The sequence below is a fragment of the Pseudochelatococcus sp. B33 genome (assembly GCF_053570585.1).
Map to the genome: position 1 here is coordinate 348,448 of NZ_JBSEFH010000001.1, position 17,070 is coordinate 365,517.

The following is a 17,070-nucleotide window of genomic DNA, read 5'->3' on the forward strand; positions in this document are numbered from 1 at the left end:
TCTACTGGCCCGCGCGCGCATGTTTGCGAATGTAGCTTTCCACCGTCGCCTGATTGTTGGGCAGGATGACCGTGCGCTCCGGCCGCTCGAACAGGTCCGCGAGATGCGTCGGCAGGTGGGGGTGAACGCCCGTCGCCCGCTCCACCACCGGCGGGAACTTGGCCGGATGGGCGGTCGCCAGCGCCACAACGGGCGTTGCCGGATCGCGCGCGAGCGCCTGCCTGCCGGCGCGCACCGCGATGGCGCTGTGGGGATCGAGCACATAACCCGTGCCGCGGAAGGTCGCCCCGATCTCGTCCTCGGTCTCCTGCTGCGACACGGCGGAGGCGTCGAACTCCGCGCGGATGCGCTTGAGCGGCTCATCCTCGATGGTGAAGGCGTGCGACTGGCGCAGATGCTCCATCAGGCGGCGCACGGCCGTGCCGTCGCGCCCGTAGGCGTCGAACAGCAGCCGCTCGAAGTTGGAGGAAATCTGCACGTCCATCGACGGTGCCGAGGTCGGCACGACCTGGCGCAGGTCGTAACGGCCGGTGTCGAGCGCGCGCACGAGGATGTCGTTGACGTTGGTCGCGACATGCAGCCGATCTACGGCCAAGCCCATGCGCTTCGCCACATAGCCGGCGAGCACGTCGCCGAAATTGCCGGTCGGCACCGCGAACGACACCGGCCGGTGCGGGCCGCCGAGCGAAATGGCAGCCGTGAAGTAATAGACGGTCTGGGCGATGATGCGGGCCCAGTTGATCGAGTTGACGCCCGACAGCGACAGTTCGTCGCGCACGGCGTGATCATTGAACAGCGCCTTGAGCATGTTCTGGCAGTCGTCGAACGTGCCCTCGAGCGCGATGGCGTGGACGTTGGGCGCGTCGACGGTGGTCATCTGCCGGCGCTGCACCTCGGAGACGCGGTTCAGCGGATAGAAGATGAAGATGTCGACCTGATCGAGCCCGCGGAACGCCTCGATGGCGGCGCTGCCGGTATCGCCCGAGGTGGCGCCGACGATGGTGGCGCGCGCGCCGCGCTCCTTCAGCGCGTGGTCCATGAGGCGGCCGAGCAGTTGCATCGCCACGTCCTTGAAGGCGAGCGTCGGGCCGTGGAACAGCTCCAGCAGGAACAGGTTGTCGTCGAGCTGCACCAACGGGCACACGGCATCGTGCCGGAAGGTGGCGTAGGCCTCGCGGATCATGACACCAAGCGTGTCGGGCGCGATCTCGCCCCCGGTCAGCGCGCCGACGACGCGGTTCGCGATCTCCTCATAGCTCTGCCCCGCCCAGCCGGCGATGGTGGCGGCGTCGAACACCGGGAACGCGCGCGGCACATAGAGCCCACCGTCGCGCGCCAGCCCGGTGAGCATGGCGTCGGTGAAGCCGATCTCCGGCGCTTCTCCGCGTGTCGAAATGTGCAGCAAGGAACCCTCCCCGATCGTGCATCGCGAGGGTGCGGTGCACCGCACCCTCTCCGATCTTCATCTACGCCGACCCGCCAATCGTGACAAGGACTGTCTTTGCCGGGGAACATGGCGGCGCGCGCCGTCCCCTCAGGGCGTGCGTCCGGCGAGATGCACGCGCGTCGGCTCCTCGACCACCTCCTCCGGCGCGTCGGGGCCGGGATCGTCGGGCGCGTGCGCCAGCGGGAACACCACGGTCTGCCCGTTGCGCGCCTGCCCGTCGCGGTCCCCTTCCCCGGCAGGCTTGGTGTCGGAGGGGGGCTTGGTGTCGGCGGCCGCTTTCACGTCGTCGGCGACGGTCTGCGTCTCCGCCTCCGGCACGGGCGGTTCTGGAGCCGCCGTATCGGCCGCCGCGGGCGGCGCCTGTTCGGCAACGGCGGGGGCCTCGGCTGCGGGCAACGCCTCGGCCGCAGGTTGCTCGGCCTGCGGCGCCGGCGCGGGCTCCGCTTCCGCAGGCACGTCCGGGGCCGGCGGCGGCACCGGCAGCGGGGGCGCGGAGATCGGCGCGGGCTCGCCCGCCGGTTCGGCCTCCTGCGCCGGGGCGCCCTCGCCTATCTGCTCGGCCGGCGCGGTCCATTTGAAAGCATCGATGCGGCCTGTGACCGGCGACACCGGCGCCCAGCTGTCGGCAATCACGCCATCGGCGATCCAGGCCGGATCCCGCCTTGCGCGCGAGGCGCGGCCGATCCACTCGCGCCACTCGCCGGCCGTGCCGTGCTCGGCCTCGGCGATGTCCGCCATCAGCAGGCAGGTGCGCACCGTCGGATATTCATCGAGCAGCGGCGCGATGGCGGTGCGGGCCTTCTCGAAGTCCTTGATCTCCAGCGCCGCCGCAGCCCTGACGAACCGTGATTCCGGATGGTGCGGCACGAGACGCGCCAGGGTCTGCGCGCGTTCATACCGGTCGCGGGCCGAATCGCCGGGACGCAGATCGATGTAGGCGTCGGCGATGTCAGGATGCGGCGACAGCTTCCACGCAGCCTCCAGAATCTTCGCCGCCTTGCGCAGGTTGCCCTCGTGCGACAGCAGGCGCCCGGCGAGAACGGACGCAGGCACGAGATCGGGCGCGAGCTTCACCGCCTCGCGCGCCTCGCGCAGCGCCTCCTCCGGCTCCTGCTGCTGGCGCGACAGTGCATCGGCGGTCAGCAGTACGGCGCGCAGGCGCCGCGCGGTGTCGCGGTTGATGGCCTTCTGCCGTGCCTGCCGCTCCAGCGTGGCGAGCGCGCCGCGCCAGTCCCGGTCCGCCGACTGGTATTCGAGCACGGCCTCGCTGGCCCACGCGACCTTGGGCGCGAGCTCGCTGGCGCGCTGGGCATAGGCGCGCGCGGCCTCCACATCGCCCTTGCGCCGTGCCTCGACGAACAGGCCGCGCAGGCCGAGCACGCGCGTCTCGGAGGTTTCCAGCATCTCGTTGAAGGCCGTCTCGGCGCCGGCCCTGTCGCCGGACATCTGCGCCGCCTGCGCCTTGAGCAGCAGGGTCAGCGGCTCGCGGCCGAGCAGCCGCTCGGCCTCGCCGGCATGGCGGCTGGCGCTGACGGTATCGCCGGTGCCCACCGCGATCAGCCCGCGCGACACCGAGGCGAACCCCTTCGCCTGGCGGCGCGCCCGCGACGACAGCGAGATCGCCCCCGGCAGGCCGAACACATAACGCAGCACCGCCCAGATCAGGGCAAGCGCCAGCGTCGTCGCCGCCACGGCCGCCAGCGCGACGACCACCGACGTCTCGATGCGATAGCCCTGCCAGACGACCGAGACGTCGCCGGGCCGGTCCGCCAGCCAGCCGATACCCAGCGCGAGGAGGCCGACGACAATGATGAATCCGACGATGCGCACCATGGCACTAGCCCCCTTGCCCGGCGGCGGGCAGCGCTTCGAGCGCCTGGATCTGCGCCTGCGTCAGCGCGGCGAGCGCCGCCTCGGCGTCGACGCGCCGCTGCAGCGTCTCGGCCAGCGCGCCGGTCTGCGCCCGCGCCTTCTCGGGGAGGCGGCGCCATGCGGCGAGCGCCGCCTCGGCATCATTGCGGCGCAGGAACGTCTCGACCTGCCCGGCGACGTCGGACGGGTCCGGCTCGCCGTCGACGGGGCGGATGCGCACGATCCGCGACGCGCTCGCCGCCAGCCGGTCGACGATGCCGGCATCGGCCGGCAGGTCCTCCACCTCGAAGGCGGCGGCGGAATTCGCGAAGGAGGCGGCCAGCGACGCCGGGGTCGCGACGCCGCCCGCGGCGGCGTTCAGGGGCGCGAGCGGCGTGGCGTCGACGCCGAGCCGCGACAGCGTATCGATCTCGGCCGGGAAGGCCTGCCCGCGCGCCAGCGCACCGCCGAGCCGCTCCAGGACGGCAAGGCGGGCCACGACGACGACGCGCTCGCCGGTCGCGGCAGTGGCGGCGAGCGCCCGGCGTTCCGTTTCCGTCACCGCGCCCTCGGCGGCGGTGACGCGGGTGGCAAGACGCGCGATCTCGCCCGCCTGCGTGTCGGCGGCGGCGGCAAGACGCGCAAGATCGATCTGGCCGAGCTTGTCCCGCACCGTCTCCTCCAGCCCGGCCAGGCGCTGGTTCAGGCCCGGGCGCTCCTCCAGCACCTCCCGGACGCCCGCCGGGTCGAGCGCGGCGACGGTCTCCTCGACGCCGCCGACCTGCCCGGCGACGGCCGCGACCCTGCGCCCGACCTCGGCGATCTCGCCTCCCGAGGCGGCCAATGTCTCGTTGATGCGCCCGATCTCGGCGCGCAGCTCGTCGAGGGCCGCTTCGGACACGGCGCCAGCGGCGTTCTCCGGGGGCTCGGGCGCGGCGTCGAGCTTCTGGGCCAGTTGCGCGACGCGCTCCTCCACCGCCGCGACGCGCTGGGCGACGGCGGCGTTCTGGCTGCCCGCCTCCTCGGCCGCCTGCGCGGCGGTCTCCACGTCGGTGCGGCTCGCGGCGGCGGCGACGGATCGCTCCAGCGCGGCGAAGCGCTGCTCGCTCCCCCGGTCCGCATTCAGCAGGAACGGCAGGCCAGCGCTCACGGCAGCGCCCGCAATGCCGCCGGCGAGCAGGGCGACCACCAACGCGCCCGACCGGCCCTGCGCAGCCGGCGCGGGCGGCTCCTCGGGTCTCTCTTCCTCGGCGGCAGCGGGCCGCTCGTCGACAGGCTGCTCCGCGGCGGCAGGCGGCTCCTCGGCGGCAGCAGGCTGCGCCGCCTGCGAAGGCACCTCCTCCTGCGGGGGCTGCGTGTCCTGCGCGGCAACATCGTCGGAAGCCGGCGTCGCCTGGAACGGCCCATCGGATCCTGTGAGCGTATCGGCGGGCTGCGCCTCAGCCGCGGGCTGATCCTCCACCGGCTGTTCCGCCTCGACCTTCGCCGTTTCAGGAGCCGGATCGGCCGCCGGCTCGATGGTGACGGAGAGCGGCTTCTGCTCCAGCGTCACGGGCTCGCGGCGTGACCTGGAACGACCGGTTGGGCGGTCGTTGGCGTTGCCGCCAGGCTTGTCGTCGGTCATGAGGCTGTTCCTCCGTGCAGTCTTGTCGGGGGCGCGCAAGGTCGGCCAGATGTAGCCGAGCCCCATGGCACGACAGTGAAGCCGTCATGCCCGCGTCGTCGCCCCGTTCTTACCATCGCGCCCCGGCTCATGGCGAGCCTTGCGGCCGATCAATTCCGGTGAAAAGCGCCAGCAGCGCGTCCTCGTGCGGCCGCTCGGCCACCAGAACCCTTGCCACGCCAAGGTCTTTCAGCGGTGCGGCGACGTCGTCGGAAAGCGCGTAGTGCGCCAGCGCGGCGAATGCGGGCCACAGCCCCGCCGCCGCGACGAGGTCGCACGCGGTGGCGGCGCTGCGGCGCGAATAATGCACGACCGCGTCGACGGTTCCCTCCGCCAGCGCCGCGCGCGCCGGCTCCGGCAGCGCCTGCGCCGCCCTGGCGGCGTAGACGATCCACGGCACGGGCTCGATCCCCGCTGCAGCGAGCAGCGCCGGGGTGTCGGGCTTGTGGTCGTGCCCGAGCGCCAGCAGCAGCCGCGGGCGTGGCTTCCCGCCGGACACCTCCCCCCCGAACACCTGCCCGCCGAGCACCTGCCCGCCGAGCACCTGCCCGCCGAACAGGTTCCGCGCCAGCGCCGCCAGCGAATGGCGCTCGCCGTCCGCCGCGTGCACGTGGGCGAAGCCGGCCTCGCGCGCCAGCAGGGCCGTGCGCTCGCCGACCGCGAGCAGCGGCAGCGCCTTCATCGCCTGCGGCAGACGGCCGACGCGATGCAGCGCGGCGGCGCTGGTCACGCCGATGGCGTTGAACGGCCCTTCGGGCATGGGCGCGTCGGTCGGCTCGATGCGCAGGATCGGCGCGGTCACGGCCTCCAGGCCGAACGACGCCAGCCGCGCGGCGGTGCGCAGGCCGGGCGCCCGCGGACGCAGGACGAGGACGCGCGCCACCGTCATCCGCGTCACGCCTTCCCGCCGGCGCGGTGGGGCAGCAGCGCCGGGCCGGCGCGGGCGACGACCTCGCGGCCCGCGTCCTCGCCCAATGCCCGCGCCTCGTCGAGCGCGCCGGTGCGGTCCACCGCCACCGCCTCGCTGCCATCCTCGGCGAGCAGCAGGCCGCTGAAATGGAGGCTGCCCTCCACGATCCGCGCGTAACCGGCGATGGGCGTGCGGCACGAGCCGTCGAGCACGCGCAGGAACGCCCGCTCGACCTCGAGCGCAATGCCGGTGGGCGCATGGGCAATGGCGGCCACCGCCGCGCGCACGGCCTCGTCCTGCGCACGCGTGACGACGGCGATCGCGCCCTGGCCGATGGCGGGCAGCATCGTTTCGACCGGGATCGGCGCGGCCGCCCTGTGGGCGAGGCCGAGGCGGTTGAGGCCGGCCATGGCGAGCAGCGTGGCGTCGATCTCGCCCGCCTCGATGCGTTGCAGGCGGGTGCCGACATTGCCGCGCAGCAGCGTGATGCGCAGGTCCGGCCGCAGCCGCAGCACCTGCGCCTGCCGCCGCAGCGAGGCGGTGCCGACCACTGCGCCGGCGGGAAGCCCGGCGAGCGACGTCGCCGTGAGACTGATGAAGGCGTCGCGCACGTCCTCGCGCGGCAGACAACCGGCGATGACGAGGCCCTCCGGCAGGTCGGTCGGCAGATCCTTGGCGGAGTGCACGGCGAGATGCGCGCGCCCGTCGATGAGCGCGGCGTCGAGCTCCCTGGTGAACAGCCCCTTGCCGCCGGCTTCCGACAGCGCCCGGTCCTGGATCAGGTCGCCGGTGGTCTTGATCGCCTCGATCGCGATTCCGTGCACCGCGCCCTGCGGCGCTTCGCCGGCGGCCTCGCCGGCGTTTGCCGCCACCTCGTCTCCCGTCAGACGGGCGAAGAGCCGCCAGGCCACCTGCCGCGCCTGTGCCAGCGCCAGCGGGCTGCCGCGCGTGCCGATCACGAGCGGGGCCGGCAGGAGGTGTGGCGGCAGAACGTTCGGCGGGAGATGCGACGACACGGCGATTCGTTCCTTTCCGGGCTGGCCAGTCCATACGCGAGCGGTTTACGCCGCCACGGTCCGCGCCGCTACCGGCAATGTCGCGGCGGCGGGATTGCCGCCGTTTGCCGACGACTATAGGGTGAGGTAAACGGAAAGCGAAATCCATGCGCGGCATCGCCGCGCAAAACGACAAAATGGCGGCGATGCCGCGCGAGACGAAGACGATTGGTGAAACCCGTATATGCGTGTCCTTGGCATTGAATCCACCTGCGACGAAACCGCAGCCGCCGTCGTCGAGGCGGATGACAACGGCCGCGGCCACATCCTGTCCAATGCCGTCCTGAGCCAGATCGCCCAGCACGCGGCCTATGGCGGCGTCGTGCCGGAGCTTGCCGCGCGCGCCCATGTCGAGGTGATCGACCACATCGTCGCCCGCGCCCTGAACGAGGCCGGCGTGAGGCTCGCCGACATCGACGGCGTCGCGGCCGCCGCCGGGCCGGGGCTCATCGGCGGGGTGATCGTCGGGCTGACGACCGCCAAGGCGCTGGCGCTCGTCACCGGCAAGCCGTTCATCGCCGTCAACCATCTGGAAGGGCATGCGCTGACGCCCCGCCTCACCGACAACGTGGCCTTCCCCTATCTGCTGCTGCTGGTGTCGGGCGGGCACACCCAGCTCGTCGCGGTGCGCGGCGTCGGCGACTACGTGCGGCTCGGCACGACCATCGACGACGCCATCGGCGAGGCCTTCGACAAGACCGCCAAGATGCTGGGCCTCCCCTATCCCGGCGGGCCGGAGGTGGAGAAGCAGGCGCTGAGGGGCGACGGCGAGCGATTCGCCCTGCCCCGGCCACTGAAGGGCCGCGCGGCGCCGGATTTCTCGTTGTCCGGGCTCAAGACCGCGGTGCGCATCGAGGGCGAGCGGGTGTCGCCGCTGAGCAGCACCGACATCGCCGACCTGTGCGCGTCCTTCCAGGCGGCGATCGTCGACATCGTCATCGACCGCACCCGCGCCGGGCTGCGCGCTTTCGAGGCCGTGGCGGGGCGGCCCAACGCGCTCGTGGTCGCGGGGGGCGTCGCCGCCAACGGCGCGATCCGGGCGGCGCTGCACCAGCTCGCCACCGAGACCGGCATCAGGCTCGTCACGCCGCCACCGGCGCTGTGCACGGACAACGGCGCGATGATCGCCTGGGCGGGGCTCGAGCGTCTGCGCCTCGGCGTCACCGACGATCTCGCGACACCCGCCCGCGCCCGCTGGCCGCTCGACAGCGTCAAGGCGCAAGTGGTGGGGGAAGCGGCGGCGGCGGAAGTGGCGGCGGGGGTTGCGCCCGCACCTGGCAAGGCGGTCGCGGCATTGGCCCAGGAGCTGCCCGCATGAGCATTCTCGGCCGCCCCATCGCGGTGCTGGGCGCCGGCGCCTGGGGCACGGCGCTGGCCAATTCCATCGCCCACAAGGGCCACGCGGCGGTGCTCATCGACCGGGACGCCGCACGCGCCCGCACGATCGGGCAGACGCGCGAGAACGTGCGCGCCCTGCCCGGCATCCTGCTGTCGCCCAATGTCGAGGTGACGGCGGACGTGTCGTCGCTGTCCATCGCCGCGGCGGTGCTGCTCGCCGTGCCGGCCCAGCAGATGCGCGCCGCGCTGCAATCGGTCGCGCGCGTCGTGCCCTTCGGCACGCCGCTCATCGTCTGCGCCAAGGGCATCGAGCGCGAGACCGGCCTGTTCATGACCGATGTCGTGGCCGCTACGGTGCCCGCCGCCATCCCCGGCATCCTGTCGGGGCCGAGCTTCGCCGCCGACGTGGCGCGCGGCCTGCCCACCGCCGTCATCCTGGCGAGCCGCGACCTGCCGCTGGCGGCCTCCCTGGCACACGACCTGTCGAGCACGACGCTGCGCGTCTATCACGGCGCGGACGTGCGCGGCGTGGAGATCGGCGGCGCGGCCAAGAACGTGCTCGCCATCGCCTGCGGCATCGTCAACGGCCGCCGGCTCGGCGAGAGCGCGCGTGCCGCGCTGGTGGCGCGGGGCTTCGCCGAGATCACCCGTTTCGCGCGGGCGATGGGCGCGCGCGCCGAGACGCTGATGGGCCTGTCCGGCCTCGGCGACACGGTGCTGACGTGCGGGTCGAGCCAGTCGCGCAACTTCGCCTTCGGCGAGGCGCTCGGGCGCGGCGTCCCTCCGTCGCAGGCGGCCGGGGGCAAGCTGGTGGAAGGGGCGCTCACGGCCTCCGCCCTCATCGCCAAGGCGCGGTCGGTCGGGGTCGAGATGCCGGTCAGCGAGGCCGTCGAGGCCGTGGTGGACGACCGCCTTACCGTCGATCAGGCGATCGAGGCGCTGATGACGCGCCCGCTCAAACCGGAGGCATGAAATGGCGCACTGGCTCTACAAATCCGAACCCGACGCCTGGTCGTGGGACCAGCAGGTGGCGCGCGGCGCGACAGGCGAACCGTGGAACGGCGTGCGCAATTTCCTCGCCCGCAAGCATCTGCAGGCGATGAGGACCGGCGACCAGGGGTTCTTCTACCACTCCAACCACGGCAAGGCGATCGTCGGCATCGTCGAGGTGATCCGGGAATACTACCCCGACCACACCGACGAAACCGGGCGCTTCGGCATGGTGGACCTCAGGGCGGTGCGGCCGCTCGAGCGCCCGGTGACGCTCGACGAGATCAAGAAGGAGCCCCGCCTCGCGGACATGGTGCTGGTCAACAACTCCCGTCTGTCGGTCCAGCCGGTGACGGACGAGGAGTGGGCCGTCGTGCTCGAACTCTCCGAAAAATAATTCCCATTGCAGCAGGCGCCTTAGCACAAAGTGGAATCCCTCAAAGGCTTGCGGCGAGGCGGTTTCTGCGCCTACATTCCGACCACGGATCCGGAAAAGGATCATGATCAATAATCCGCGGAGCGATAATCGCACTGAGCTTATTGCGGACGGGCGGGAGAGAAGCGATGACAGAGAATATCCACAAAGTCACCGAGGAGTGGGCAAAGCGGGCGCTCATCGACGAGAAGACCTACCACGAGTGGTATGCGCAGTCGATCGACGACCCGGAAGGCTTCTGGGGTGAGCACGGCAAGCGGCTCGACTGGTTCACGCCCTATACGACAGTCAAGAATACGTCTTTCGAGCCGGGCAACATCTCGATCCGCTGGTTCGAGGACGGCACCCTCAACGTCGCGTACAACTGCATCGACCGCCATCTGCCCCATCGCGCCAACCAGACGGCGATCATCTGGGAAGGCGACGATCCGTCGGAGTCGCGCCACATCACCTATCAGGAGCTGCACGACCGCGTGGCGGAACTCGCCAACGTGCTGCGCAACCGCGGCGTGGAGAAGGGCGACCGGGTCACCATCTATCTGCCGATGATCCCCGAGGCGGCCTTCGCCATGCTGGCCTGCGCGCGCATCGGCGCCATCCATACCATCGTCTTCGCCGGCTTCTCGCCCGACTCTCTCGCCAGCCGCATCGAAGACGCCGGCTCCAAGTTCGTCATCACGGCCGACGAGGGCCTGCGCGGCGGCCGCAAGGTGCCGCTGAAGGCCAACGTCGACGCGGCGCTGAAGCGCGTCTCCGGCGTCGACCATGTCGTCGTGGTGCGCCGCACCGGCGGCGACGTCAACATGGAGCCGGGCCGCGACGTCTGGTATCACGAGGCCGTCGAGCAGGTCACGACCGAGTGCCCGCCGGTCGAGGTCAACGCGGAAGACCCGCTGTTCATCCTCTACACCTCCGGCTCCACCGGCAAGCCGAAGGGCGTGCTGCACACCACCGGCGGCTATCTCGTCTTCGCCTCCATCACCCATCAGTACGTCTTCGACTACCACGAGGGCGACATCTACTGGTGCACGGCGGACGTGGGCTGGGTGACGGGCCACAGCTACATCGTCTACGGCCCTCTCGCCAACGGCGCCACCACGCTGATCTTCGAGGGCGTGCCGACCTATCCGGACATCTCCCGCTTCTGGCAGGTGGTGGACAAGCACAAGGTCAACATCTTCTACACCGCGCCCACCGCCATCCGCTCGCTGATGCAGGCGGGCGAGGAGCCGGTGAAGAAGACCTCGCGCGCTTCCCTGCGGCTGCTCGGCTCGGTCGGCGAGCCGATCAACCCCGAGGCGTGGGAATGGTACTATCGCGTCGTGGGCGACAGCCGCTGCCCGGTCGTCGACACCTGGTGGCAGACGGAGACCGGCGGCATCCTGATCACGCCCCTGCCCGGCGCCATCGCCCAGAAGCCCGGTTCCGCGACGCTGCCGTTCTTCGGCGTGAAGCCCGCCATCGTCGACAACGAGGGCAAGGTGCTCGACGGCGCGGCCGAGGGCAACCTCGTGATCACCGACAGCTGGCCGGGCCAGATGCGCTCCGTCTACGGCGATCACAAGCGCTTCGAGGAAACCTATTTCTCCACCTATCCCGGCGTCTACTTCACCGGCGACGGCGCGCGGCGCGACGCGGACGGCTACTACTGGATCACCGGGCGCGTCGACGACGTCATCAACGTCTCCGGCCACCGCATGGGCACGGCGGAGGTCGAATCCGCGCTCGTCGCCCATCCCAAGGTGTCGGAAGCGGCTGTGGTCGGCTATCCGCACGACATCAAGGGCCAGGGCATCTACGCCTATGTCACGCTGATGGAGGGCGAGGAATCGACAGACGAACTGCGCAAGGAGCTCGTCGCCTGGGTGCGCAGGGAGATCGGCCCCATCGCCTCGCCGGACCTCATCCAGTTCGCGCCCGGCCTGCCCAAGACCCGTTCGGGCAAGATCATGCGCCGCATCCTGCGCAAGATCGCCGAGGACGAGTTCGGCAATCTCGGCGACACCTCGACGCTGGCCGATCCGACCGTGGTCGACGATCTGGTCAACAACCGCCAGAACCGCCACGACTGAGGCGATCTGTCGCCAAAGACAACCCCGGCGTTTGCGGACGCCGGGGGATGTCCACCATGCGCAGGGTAACACGTGCGCGGGGTAGGAAAGCCGCTCTTTCTCCTGGTCGGAAAAGGGGGCTATAGTTAATTATGACTAGTTTGTTTGAACATGCCATTGAGCGCGTGCGCGCTCTCCCCCCGACGTACAGGACGATTTCGCCCGTGTCCTGCTGAGGCTCGCGGGGGATGACGGGCCTACCTGTCAACTCACGCACGAGGAAGAAGCCTCGCTTGCGGGGATCGCTGTCGCAAGCGGAGCGAGGCGAGTTCGCGACTGACGAACAGATACGGGCAATTGGGGTGAAGCACGGCCTTTAAAAATTCGCTTTACCCGTAAAGCCGCAGAGGAACTGGACAAGGTGCTTGCCGGCATTGCCGGGCACGCGCCGCGCAGCCCGCAAGCCGTCTCCGATGCCGGGGCAGCCGCGATAGAGCGGCGGACGGGTTCTCCATCTACTATGTTACCGGCCGATCAGAAATCGCTCGCGATGCCCTTGACTTCCCAATCGTCATAGCGCACCGGTTCCAGTCCGCCGCGACCGTTGATCTCGCGATGCCGGGCGAGTTCGTTCGCCTTGCCGTCGATCTCGGCCCGACGCTTGGCGGCTTCCGCCAGCGCGCGCTCGGCCGCGGGCGTCAGCCGCTTGCGGGCCGCGGGCTGGTCTGCGGGCGGCTTGTCCGACGGTTTGTCCAGCGGCGATGCCATGGTGCCTCCTGACCGGCGAATGGGATGGATCACCGCGTATATTAAGGAAACATCTGCGTGCAACGCAACCGGCCGCGTGACGGCGTCTCCCCGAACACGAATTCCCGCCATGGCGTTTCACACCATGCCGTCGACGGCCGGCGCGCGCCGCCCGTGCCGCGCGGGCTCGCGCCGCGCCGCGTCGCGGCCTTCATCCTGCGCGACGTCACCGAGGCGCGCCTGCCCCTCGACGAGGCGCTCGACCGGCAGTTCAGCGAGGGCGAGGGCGCGGCGCTCGACGAGCGCGACCGGGCGCTGGCCCGCGCCATCGTCACCGCCGCGCTGCGCCGGCTCGGCACCATCCACGCGGCGCTCGACGAACGCATGCCGAAGGGCATTCCGCCCAAATCGGGCTGGCTTGCGGAGATCCTGATCGTCGGCGCGGCGCAGATCCTGCTGCTCGACATTCCCGACCGCGCCGCCGTCGATCTCGCCGTGCATCACGCGCGGGCGGACCGGCGCGCCTTCCCCTATGCCAAGCTGGTGAATGCCGTGCTGCGCCGGGTGGCGGAAGCGCGCGAGGCGATCCTGGCCGATACGGACGTCGTCGACACGCCCCGCTGGCTGTTCGAACGCTGGCAGCGGATCTATGGCGAGGCGACCGCGCGGGCGATCGCCGAGGCGCAGAGGCGCGAGCCCGGCATCGACATCAGCGTGAAATCCGACGCGCCCGGCTGGGCCGAGCGCCTCAGCGGCGTGCTGCTGCCGACCGGCGCCGTCCGCCTCGTCGACCGGGCGCGCGTGTCGACGCTGCCGGGCTACGATGAGGGCGCGTGGTGGGTGCAGGACGCCGCCGCGAGCCTCCCCGCGCTGCTCATCGGCGCGCGGGCGGGCGAGCGCGTGCTCGACCTGTGCGCGGCGCCCGGCGGCAAGACGGCGCAGCTCGCGGCCGCCGGCGCGGCGGTGACGGCCGTGGACCGCTCGCCGGAACGGCTGGAGCGTCTGCAGGAGAACCTGCGCCGCCTCGGCCTGCAGGCGAAGGTCGTCGCGGCCGACGCGCGCGATTTCTCGGATACGCCCTTCGACGCCGTGCTGCTCGACGCGCCCTGCTCCGCCACCGGCACCATCCGCCGTCATCCGGACGTCGCCTGGATCAGGGGACCGCAGGAGATCGCGAGCCTCGCCACGCTGCAAACCGCCCTGCTCGACCACGCCGCGACCCTTGTGGCCAGGGGCGGGCGGCTCGTCTACAGCACCTGCTCGCTCGAGCCGGAGGAAGGCGAGGAACAGATCGTAGCCTTTCTCGCCCGCCATCCCGATTTCGCCCGCTCGCCCGTCGGCGCGAGCGAGATCGGCGGGTTGAGCGAGGCCATCACCCCCGCCGGCGAGCTGCGCACGCTGCCCCACCACCTGCCCCACGAGACGGCGCGCCTCGCCGGCCTCGACGGCTTCTTCGCCGCGCGGCTCGTGCGCGAGGTGGGCTGAACCCCTGAAGAGCGGTCGCCGCGCAGCAGGGAATAAACAGGTGCAGAACCTGTGAATTCGCTGTGGATAACACAGTGCGTTAACCCGTCATTAATGGTGCTTGGCGGAAATTTTCGCGCCGCCATCCCGAACCTCGCGTCCCGGTGTAGAATGGCCCCGTTGGCCAAACGATCACTGGCCGAACATCGCCCAGGGAATGAGTATTGACGGGGTCCGGCATGGCCTTTATGGCATCTGGAGAGCATCACGGCTATTCTCATGACGCCGGCGAGACGCAGCCGCGGCACGAGACCAAAAAGCGTGCGCGCCGGCGGTCGGCGCGGCACCTGTCCCTGCTGTCGTTCGCGCTGAGCGCCATCCTGTTCGTCGGCCTTGCCGCGATCGTGCTGCTCGACATCGCGCCCGCTGAGCGTGAGACGCGGGCGGCACGGCCGGGGGCCCTCACCTACGCCGCTCCGCCGACGCCGGCCATCGACGGGCTGACGCAAAAGCCGGACATCTGGACCGAGGTTGCCGATCCTGTGCCGCTGTTCAAGGTGCGCTCGCTCGAAGTCGTCGACCTTCCCGCGAGCTACGGCGTGCGCGAGCACGGCCGCGGCGGGCGGCTCGACCTGTTGAGCTTCGGCGATTTCGCCGGCCCCGGCCTGCATCTGCATCTCGTCGTCTACCGCATGGGGGGCGAGGCGGCGCCGCCCTCGACGCTCTTTGTCGATCTGGCGCGCCGAGCGGCGGAATCGGGCGTGGGCGTGACCGGAATCGGCACCACGATCACCCACGACACCAAGTTCGGCACGGCCGAGATCGCCGGCGTCGAGCTCAGCCTCGACGGCCGCGAGCGCGCCTGCCAGGCTTTTCGCGTTGACGTCGCCGCCACCGACGCGACGCGTCAGATCCTCGGCTGGACATGCGACGACGAGCCCGTGACCGCACCCGAGATCGCCTGCTTCATCGACCATCTCGCCCTGACCGAAGCGGCGACCGAGCCGCGGCTCGTGGCCCTGTTCGAGACCGCCGCCCGGCGGCAGCGGCCGGAATGCGGCGGCGTGCCGCTGCCCGTGCCGCCGAAGGGTGCGTGAGATCCCGGCCCAGAGCGCGTTCCGATCAAATGGAATCATTTGATCGATAAGAATTCGCTCAAAATCAAAAAGTTAGATCGTGTCGGCGTTTCCATGAAACGCCGACACGATCTAATGCGTCAGGGTTTCCAGCTCGCGGATGACGGCGTCGCCCACCTCGCCGGTGCTCACCGCGTTGGCGCCGGGGGCCGCGATATCCTTGGTGCGAACGCCCGCCGCCAGCACGTTGGCGACGGCCTTCTCCACGAGGTCCGCCTCCTGCTTGAGCCCGAACGAGTAGCGCAGCGCCATGGCGAAGGAGCCGATCATGGCGAGCGGATTGGCGAGCCCCTGCCCTGCGATGTCGGGCGCGGAGCCGTGCACCGGCTCGTAGAGCGCGCGGCGCGTGCCGGTGACCGGGTCTTCCGCCCCGAGCGACGCCGAGGGCAACATGCCGAGCGAGCCGGTGAGCATCGCCGCCACGTCCGACAGGAGGTCGCCGAACAGGTTGTCGGTGACGATGACGTCGAACTGCTTCGGGTTGCGCACGAGCTGCATGCCGCAGTTGTCGGCGAGGATGTGCTCCAGCGCGACGTCCTGATAGTCCTTGTGCACCTCGGTGACGACCTGATGCCACAGCACGCCGGTCTTCATGACGTTGCGCTTCTCGGCCGAGGCCACGCGGCCCTCCCGCTGGCGCGCCAGCTCGAACGCCACGCGCGCGATGCGCTCGATCTCGTGGGTGGTGTAGATCTGCGTATCGACGGCCCGCTTCTCGCCGTTCTCCAGCGTGACAATCTCCTTGGGCTCGCCGAAATAGACGCCGCCCGTGAGCTCGCGCACGATGACGAGGTTGAGTCCGTCGACATATTCGCGCTTGAGCGCGGACGCCTCCGACAGCGCCGGGTAGCAGATCGCCGGGCGCAGATTGGCGAAGAGCCCGAGGTCCTTGCGCAGCCGCAGCAGGCCCGCTTCCGGACGCTCGTTGTAGGGCACGCCATCCCACTTGGGCCCGCCGACCGAGCCGAACAGCACCGCGTCCGCCGCGAGCGCCCGGTCCATGGTAGCGTCCGTGACCGGCACGCCGTGCGCGTCATAGGCCGCGCCGCCGACGAGGTCCTTCTCGATCTCGAACTGCGCCAGGCCGCGTTTCGAGAACCACGCCACCAGCTTCTCGACTTCGCCCGCCACCTCGGGGCCGATGCCGTCGCCCGGCAGGATCAACAGATTATGGGATGTCATCGATCGACGCCTCGTTCATTTGTTTTCTCACCGGCGCAGGCGAGTCGCCCCGCCCCGCTCCCCTCTGTTACACCTTCCGGCGCCGACAGAGCAGCGAATCCAAATTCGCTGCGCTATCTTTTTGTTTGAGCATCAAACCCGTCCGGAAAACGGGATCGTTTTCCGGTTTGAGCTGGGCCCATTGCCTAAACCCACGGACGCTCCACGGCGTTGTGCGCTTCGTAGTTCGCGATCTGCTGCGTCTTCTCCATGGTCAGGCCGATGTCGTCGAGACCGTTGAGCAGGCAGTGCTTGCGGAAGGCGTCGATGTCGAAGGGGATCACCTCGCCGTCGGCGGCCGAGATCGTCTGCGCCTCGAGATCGACGGTGAGGCGAGCGTTTCCGCCCCGGCGCGCGTTCTCCAGCAGCAGGTCGAGCTGTTCGGGCGTGACCCGGATCGGCAGGATGCCGTTCTTGAAGCAGTTGTTGTAGAAAATGTCGGCGAACGACGTCGAGATGACGCAGCGGATGCCGAAGTCGAGCAGCGCCCAGGGCGCATGCTCGCGCGAGGAACCGCAGCCGAAATTGTCGCCCGCGACCAGGATCTCCGCGTTGCGGTAGGCCGGCTTGTTGAGCACGAAATCCGGATTCTCGGAGCCGTCCTCGTTGAAGCGCAGCTCGGCGAACAGGCCGCGCGAGAGGCCGGTGCGCTTGATCGTCTTCAGAAACTGTTTCGGAATGATCATGTCGGTGTCGACGTTGACGATCTCCAGCGGCGCCGCCACGCTCGTCAACTGGGTGAATTTTTCCATGGTCGAAAT

Annotated in this window: 14 protein-coding genes; 6 read left to right on the plus strand and 8 right to left on the minus strand. The window is 70.3% G+C overall.

Features of this window, described 5'->3' with window-relative positions; all coding sequences use genetic code 11:
- Position 1: 1 nt before the first annotated feature.
- The 5 genes from thrC to hemC all read right to left on the minus strand — a co-directional run bounded on the left by thrC (position 2) and on the right by hemC (position 6,860).
- A complete protein-coding gene (gene thrC / locus ACUSIJ_RS01560; protein ID WP_449306583.1) occupies positions 2-1,405 on the minus strand; it encodes a threonine synthase in 1,404 nt (467 codons plus the stop codon).
- A gap of 129 nt (positions 1,406-1,534) precedes the next feature.
- Complete coding sequence (locus ACUSIJ_RS01565) at positions 1,535-3,280, minus strand: heme biosynthesis HemY N-terminal domain-containing protein (RefSeq protein ID WP_449306584.1); 1,746 nt, start codon at positions 3,278-3,280, stop codon at positions 1,535-1,537.
- A gap of 4 nt (positions 3,281-3,284) precedes the next feature.
- Positions 3,285-4,922 carry a hypothetical protein gene (locus ACUSIJ_RS01570; RefSeq protein ID WP_449306585.1) on the minus strand — a complete coding sequence of 546 codons (1,638 nt, stop codon included), beginning with the start codon at positions 4,920-4,922 and terminating at the stop codon, positions 3,285-3,287.
- A 127-nt stretch (positions 4,923-5,049) separates the two neighbouring features.
- The gene (locus ACUSIJ_RS01575; protein ID WP_449306586.1) at positions 5,050-5,850 is read right to left on the minus strand and encodes a uroporphyrinogen-III synthase; all 801 of its coding nucleotides are present in this window, start codon (positions 5,848-5,850) and stop codon (positions 5,050-5,052) included.
- A gap of 5 nt (positions 5,851-5,855) precedes the next feature.
- Positions 5,856-6,860 carry a hydroxymethylbilane synthase gene (gene hemC, locus ACUSIJ_RS01580; RefSeq protein WP_449306674.1) on the minus strand — a complete coding sequence of 335 codons (1,005 nt, stop codon included), beginning with the start codon at positions 6,858-6,860 and terminating at the stop codon, positions 5,856-5,858.
- 250 nt (positions 6,861-7,110) lie between these two features.
- Between hemC and tsaD the strand changes: the two genes are divergently transcribed.
- The 4 genes from tsaD to acs all read left to right on the plus strand — a co-directional run bounded on the left by tsaD (position 7,111) and on the right by acs (position 11,762).
- A complete protein-coding gene (tsaD, locus tag ACUSIJ_RS01585) occupies positions 7,111-8,244 on the plus strand; it encodes a tRNA (adenosine(37)-N6)-threonylcarbamoyltransferase complex transferase subunit TsaD (RefSeq protein ID WP_449306587.1) in 1,134 nt (377 codons plus the stop codon).
- On the plus strand, positions 8,241-9,236 hold the full coding sequence (locus tag ACUSIJ_RS01590; RefSeq protein WP_449306588.1) for an NAD(P)H-dependent glycerol-3-phosphate dehydrogenase: 996 nt from the start codon (positions 8,241-8,243) through the stop codon (positions 9,234-9,236). The genes tsaD and ACUSIJ_RS01590 overlap by 4 nt, the downstream gene beginning before the upstream one ends.
- Position 9,237: 1 nt before the next feature.
- Entirely contained in the window at positions 9,238-9,651 is a 414-nt protein-coding gene (locus ACUSIJ_RS01595) for an EVE domain-containing protein (RefSeq protein WP_449306589.1), read from the plus strand.
- A 167-nt stretch (positions 9,652-9,818) separates the two neighbouring features.
- Entirely contained in the window at positions 9,819-11,762 is a 1,944-nt protein-coding gene (gene acs / locus ACUSIJ_RS01600) for an acetate--CoA ligase (RefSeq protein WP_449306590.1), read from the plus strand.
- A 513-nt stretch (positions 11,763-12,275) separates the two neighbouring features.
- On the opposite strand, the gene ACUSIJ_RS01605 is transcribed toward acs, so the two are convergent.
- Positions 12,276-12,509, minus strand: a complete 234-nt coding sequence (locus tag ACUSIJ_RS01605) for a DUF1674 domain-containing protein (RefSeq protein ID WP_449306591.1) — start codon at positions 12,507-12,509, stop codon at positions 12,276-12,278.
- 57 nt (positions 12,510-12,566) lie between these two features.
- On the opposite strand from ACUSIJ_RS01605, the gene ACUSIJ_RS01610 reads away from it, so the two are divergent.
- A complete protein-coding gene (locus ACUSIJ_RS01610) occupies positions 12,567-13,973 on the plus strand; it encodes an RsmB/NOP family class I SAM-dependent RNA methyltransferase (protein WP_449306592.1) in 1,407 nt (468 codons plus the stop codon).
- A 218-nt stretch (positions 13,974-14,191) separates the two neighbouring features.
- Positions 14,192-15,049: a hypothetical protein gene (locus ACUSIJ_RS01615; RefSeq protein WP_449306593.1), complete on the plus strand. Its 858-nt coding sequence runs from the start codon at positions 14,192-14,194 to the stop codon at positions 15,047-15,049.
- 111 nt (positions 15,050-15,160) lie between these two features.
- Here ACUSIJ_RS01615 and leuB read toward each other — a convergent pair whose 3' ends face one another.
- Positions 15,161-16,270: a 3-isopropylmalate dehydrogenase gene (leuB, locus tag ACUSIJ_RS01620; protein ID WP_449306594.1), complete on the minus strand. Its 1,110-nt coding sequence runs from the start codon at positions 16,268-16,270 to the stop codon at positions 15,161-15,163.
- A gap of 185 nt (positions 16,271-16,455) precedes the next feature.
- Complete coding sequence (leuD, locus tag ACUSIJ_RS01625) at positions 16,456-17,061, minus strand: 3-isopropylmalate dehydratase small subunit (RefSeq protein WP_449306595.1); 606 nt, start codon at positions 17,059-17,061, stop codon at positions 16,456-16,458.
- Positions 17,062-17,070: the final 9 nt, after the last annotated feature.

Excerpts from the sequence above, each read along its gene's own strand:
- ACUSIJ_RS01590 (WP_449306588.1), top strand. The coding sequence starts at position 8,241 with ATGAGCATTCTCGGCCGCCCCATCGCGGTGCTGGGCGCCGGCGCCTGG.
- tsaD (WP_449306587.1), top strand. The coding sequence starts at position 7,111 with ATGCGTGTCCTTGGCATTGAATCCACCTGCGACGAAACCGCAGCCGCC.
- ACUSIJ_RS01615 (WP_449306593.1), top strand. The coding sequence starts at position 14,192 with ATGGCCTTTATGGCATCTGGAGAGCATCACGGCTATTCTCATGACGCC.
- ACUSIJ_RS01570 (WP_449306585.1), bottom strand. The coding sequence starts at position 4,922 with ATGACCGACGACAAGCCTGGCGGCAACGCCAACGACCGCCCAACCGGT.
- ACUSIJ_RS01595 (WP_449306589.1), top strand. The coding sequence starts at position 9,238 with ATGGCGCACTGGCTCTACAAATCCGAACCCGACGCCTGGTCGTGGGAC.
- ACUSIJ_RS01565 (WP_449306584.1), bottom strand. The coding sequence starts at position 3,280 with ATGGTGCGCATCGTCGGATTCATCATTGTCGTCGGCCTCCTCGCGCTG.
- leuD (WP_449306595.1), bottom strand. The coding sequence starts at position 17,061 with ATGGAAAAATTCACCCAGTTGACGAGCGTGGCGGCGCCGCTGGAGATC.
- ACUSIJ_RS01575 (WP_449306586.1), bottom strand. The coding sequence starts at position 5,850 with ATGACGGTGGCGCGCGTCCTCGTCCTGCGTCCGCGGGCGCCCGGCCTG.
- leuB (WP_449306594.1), bottom strand. The coding sequence starts at position 16,270 with ATGACATCCCATAATCTGTTGATCCTGCCGGGCGACGGCATCGGCCCC.
- ACUSIJ_RS01605 (WP_449306591.1), bottom strand. The coding sequence starts at position 12,509 with ATGGCATCGCCGCTGGACAAACCGTCGGACAAGCCGCCCGCAGACCAG.
- acs (WP_449306590.1), top strand. The coding sequence starts at position 9,819 with ATGACAGAGAATATCCACAAAGTCACCGAGGAGTGGGCAAAGCGGGCG.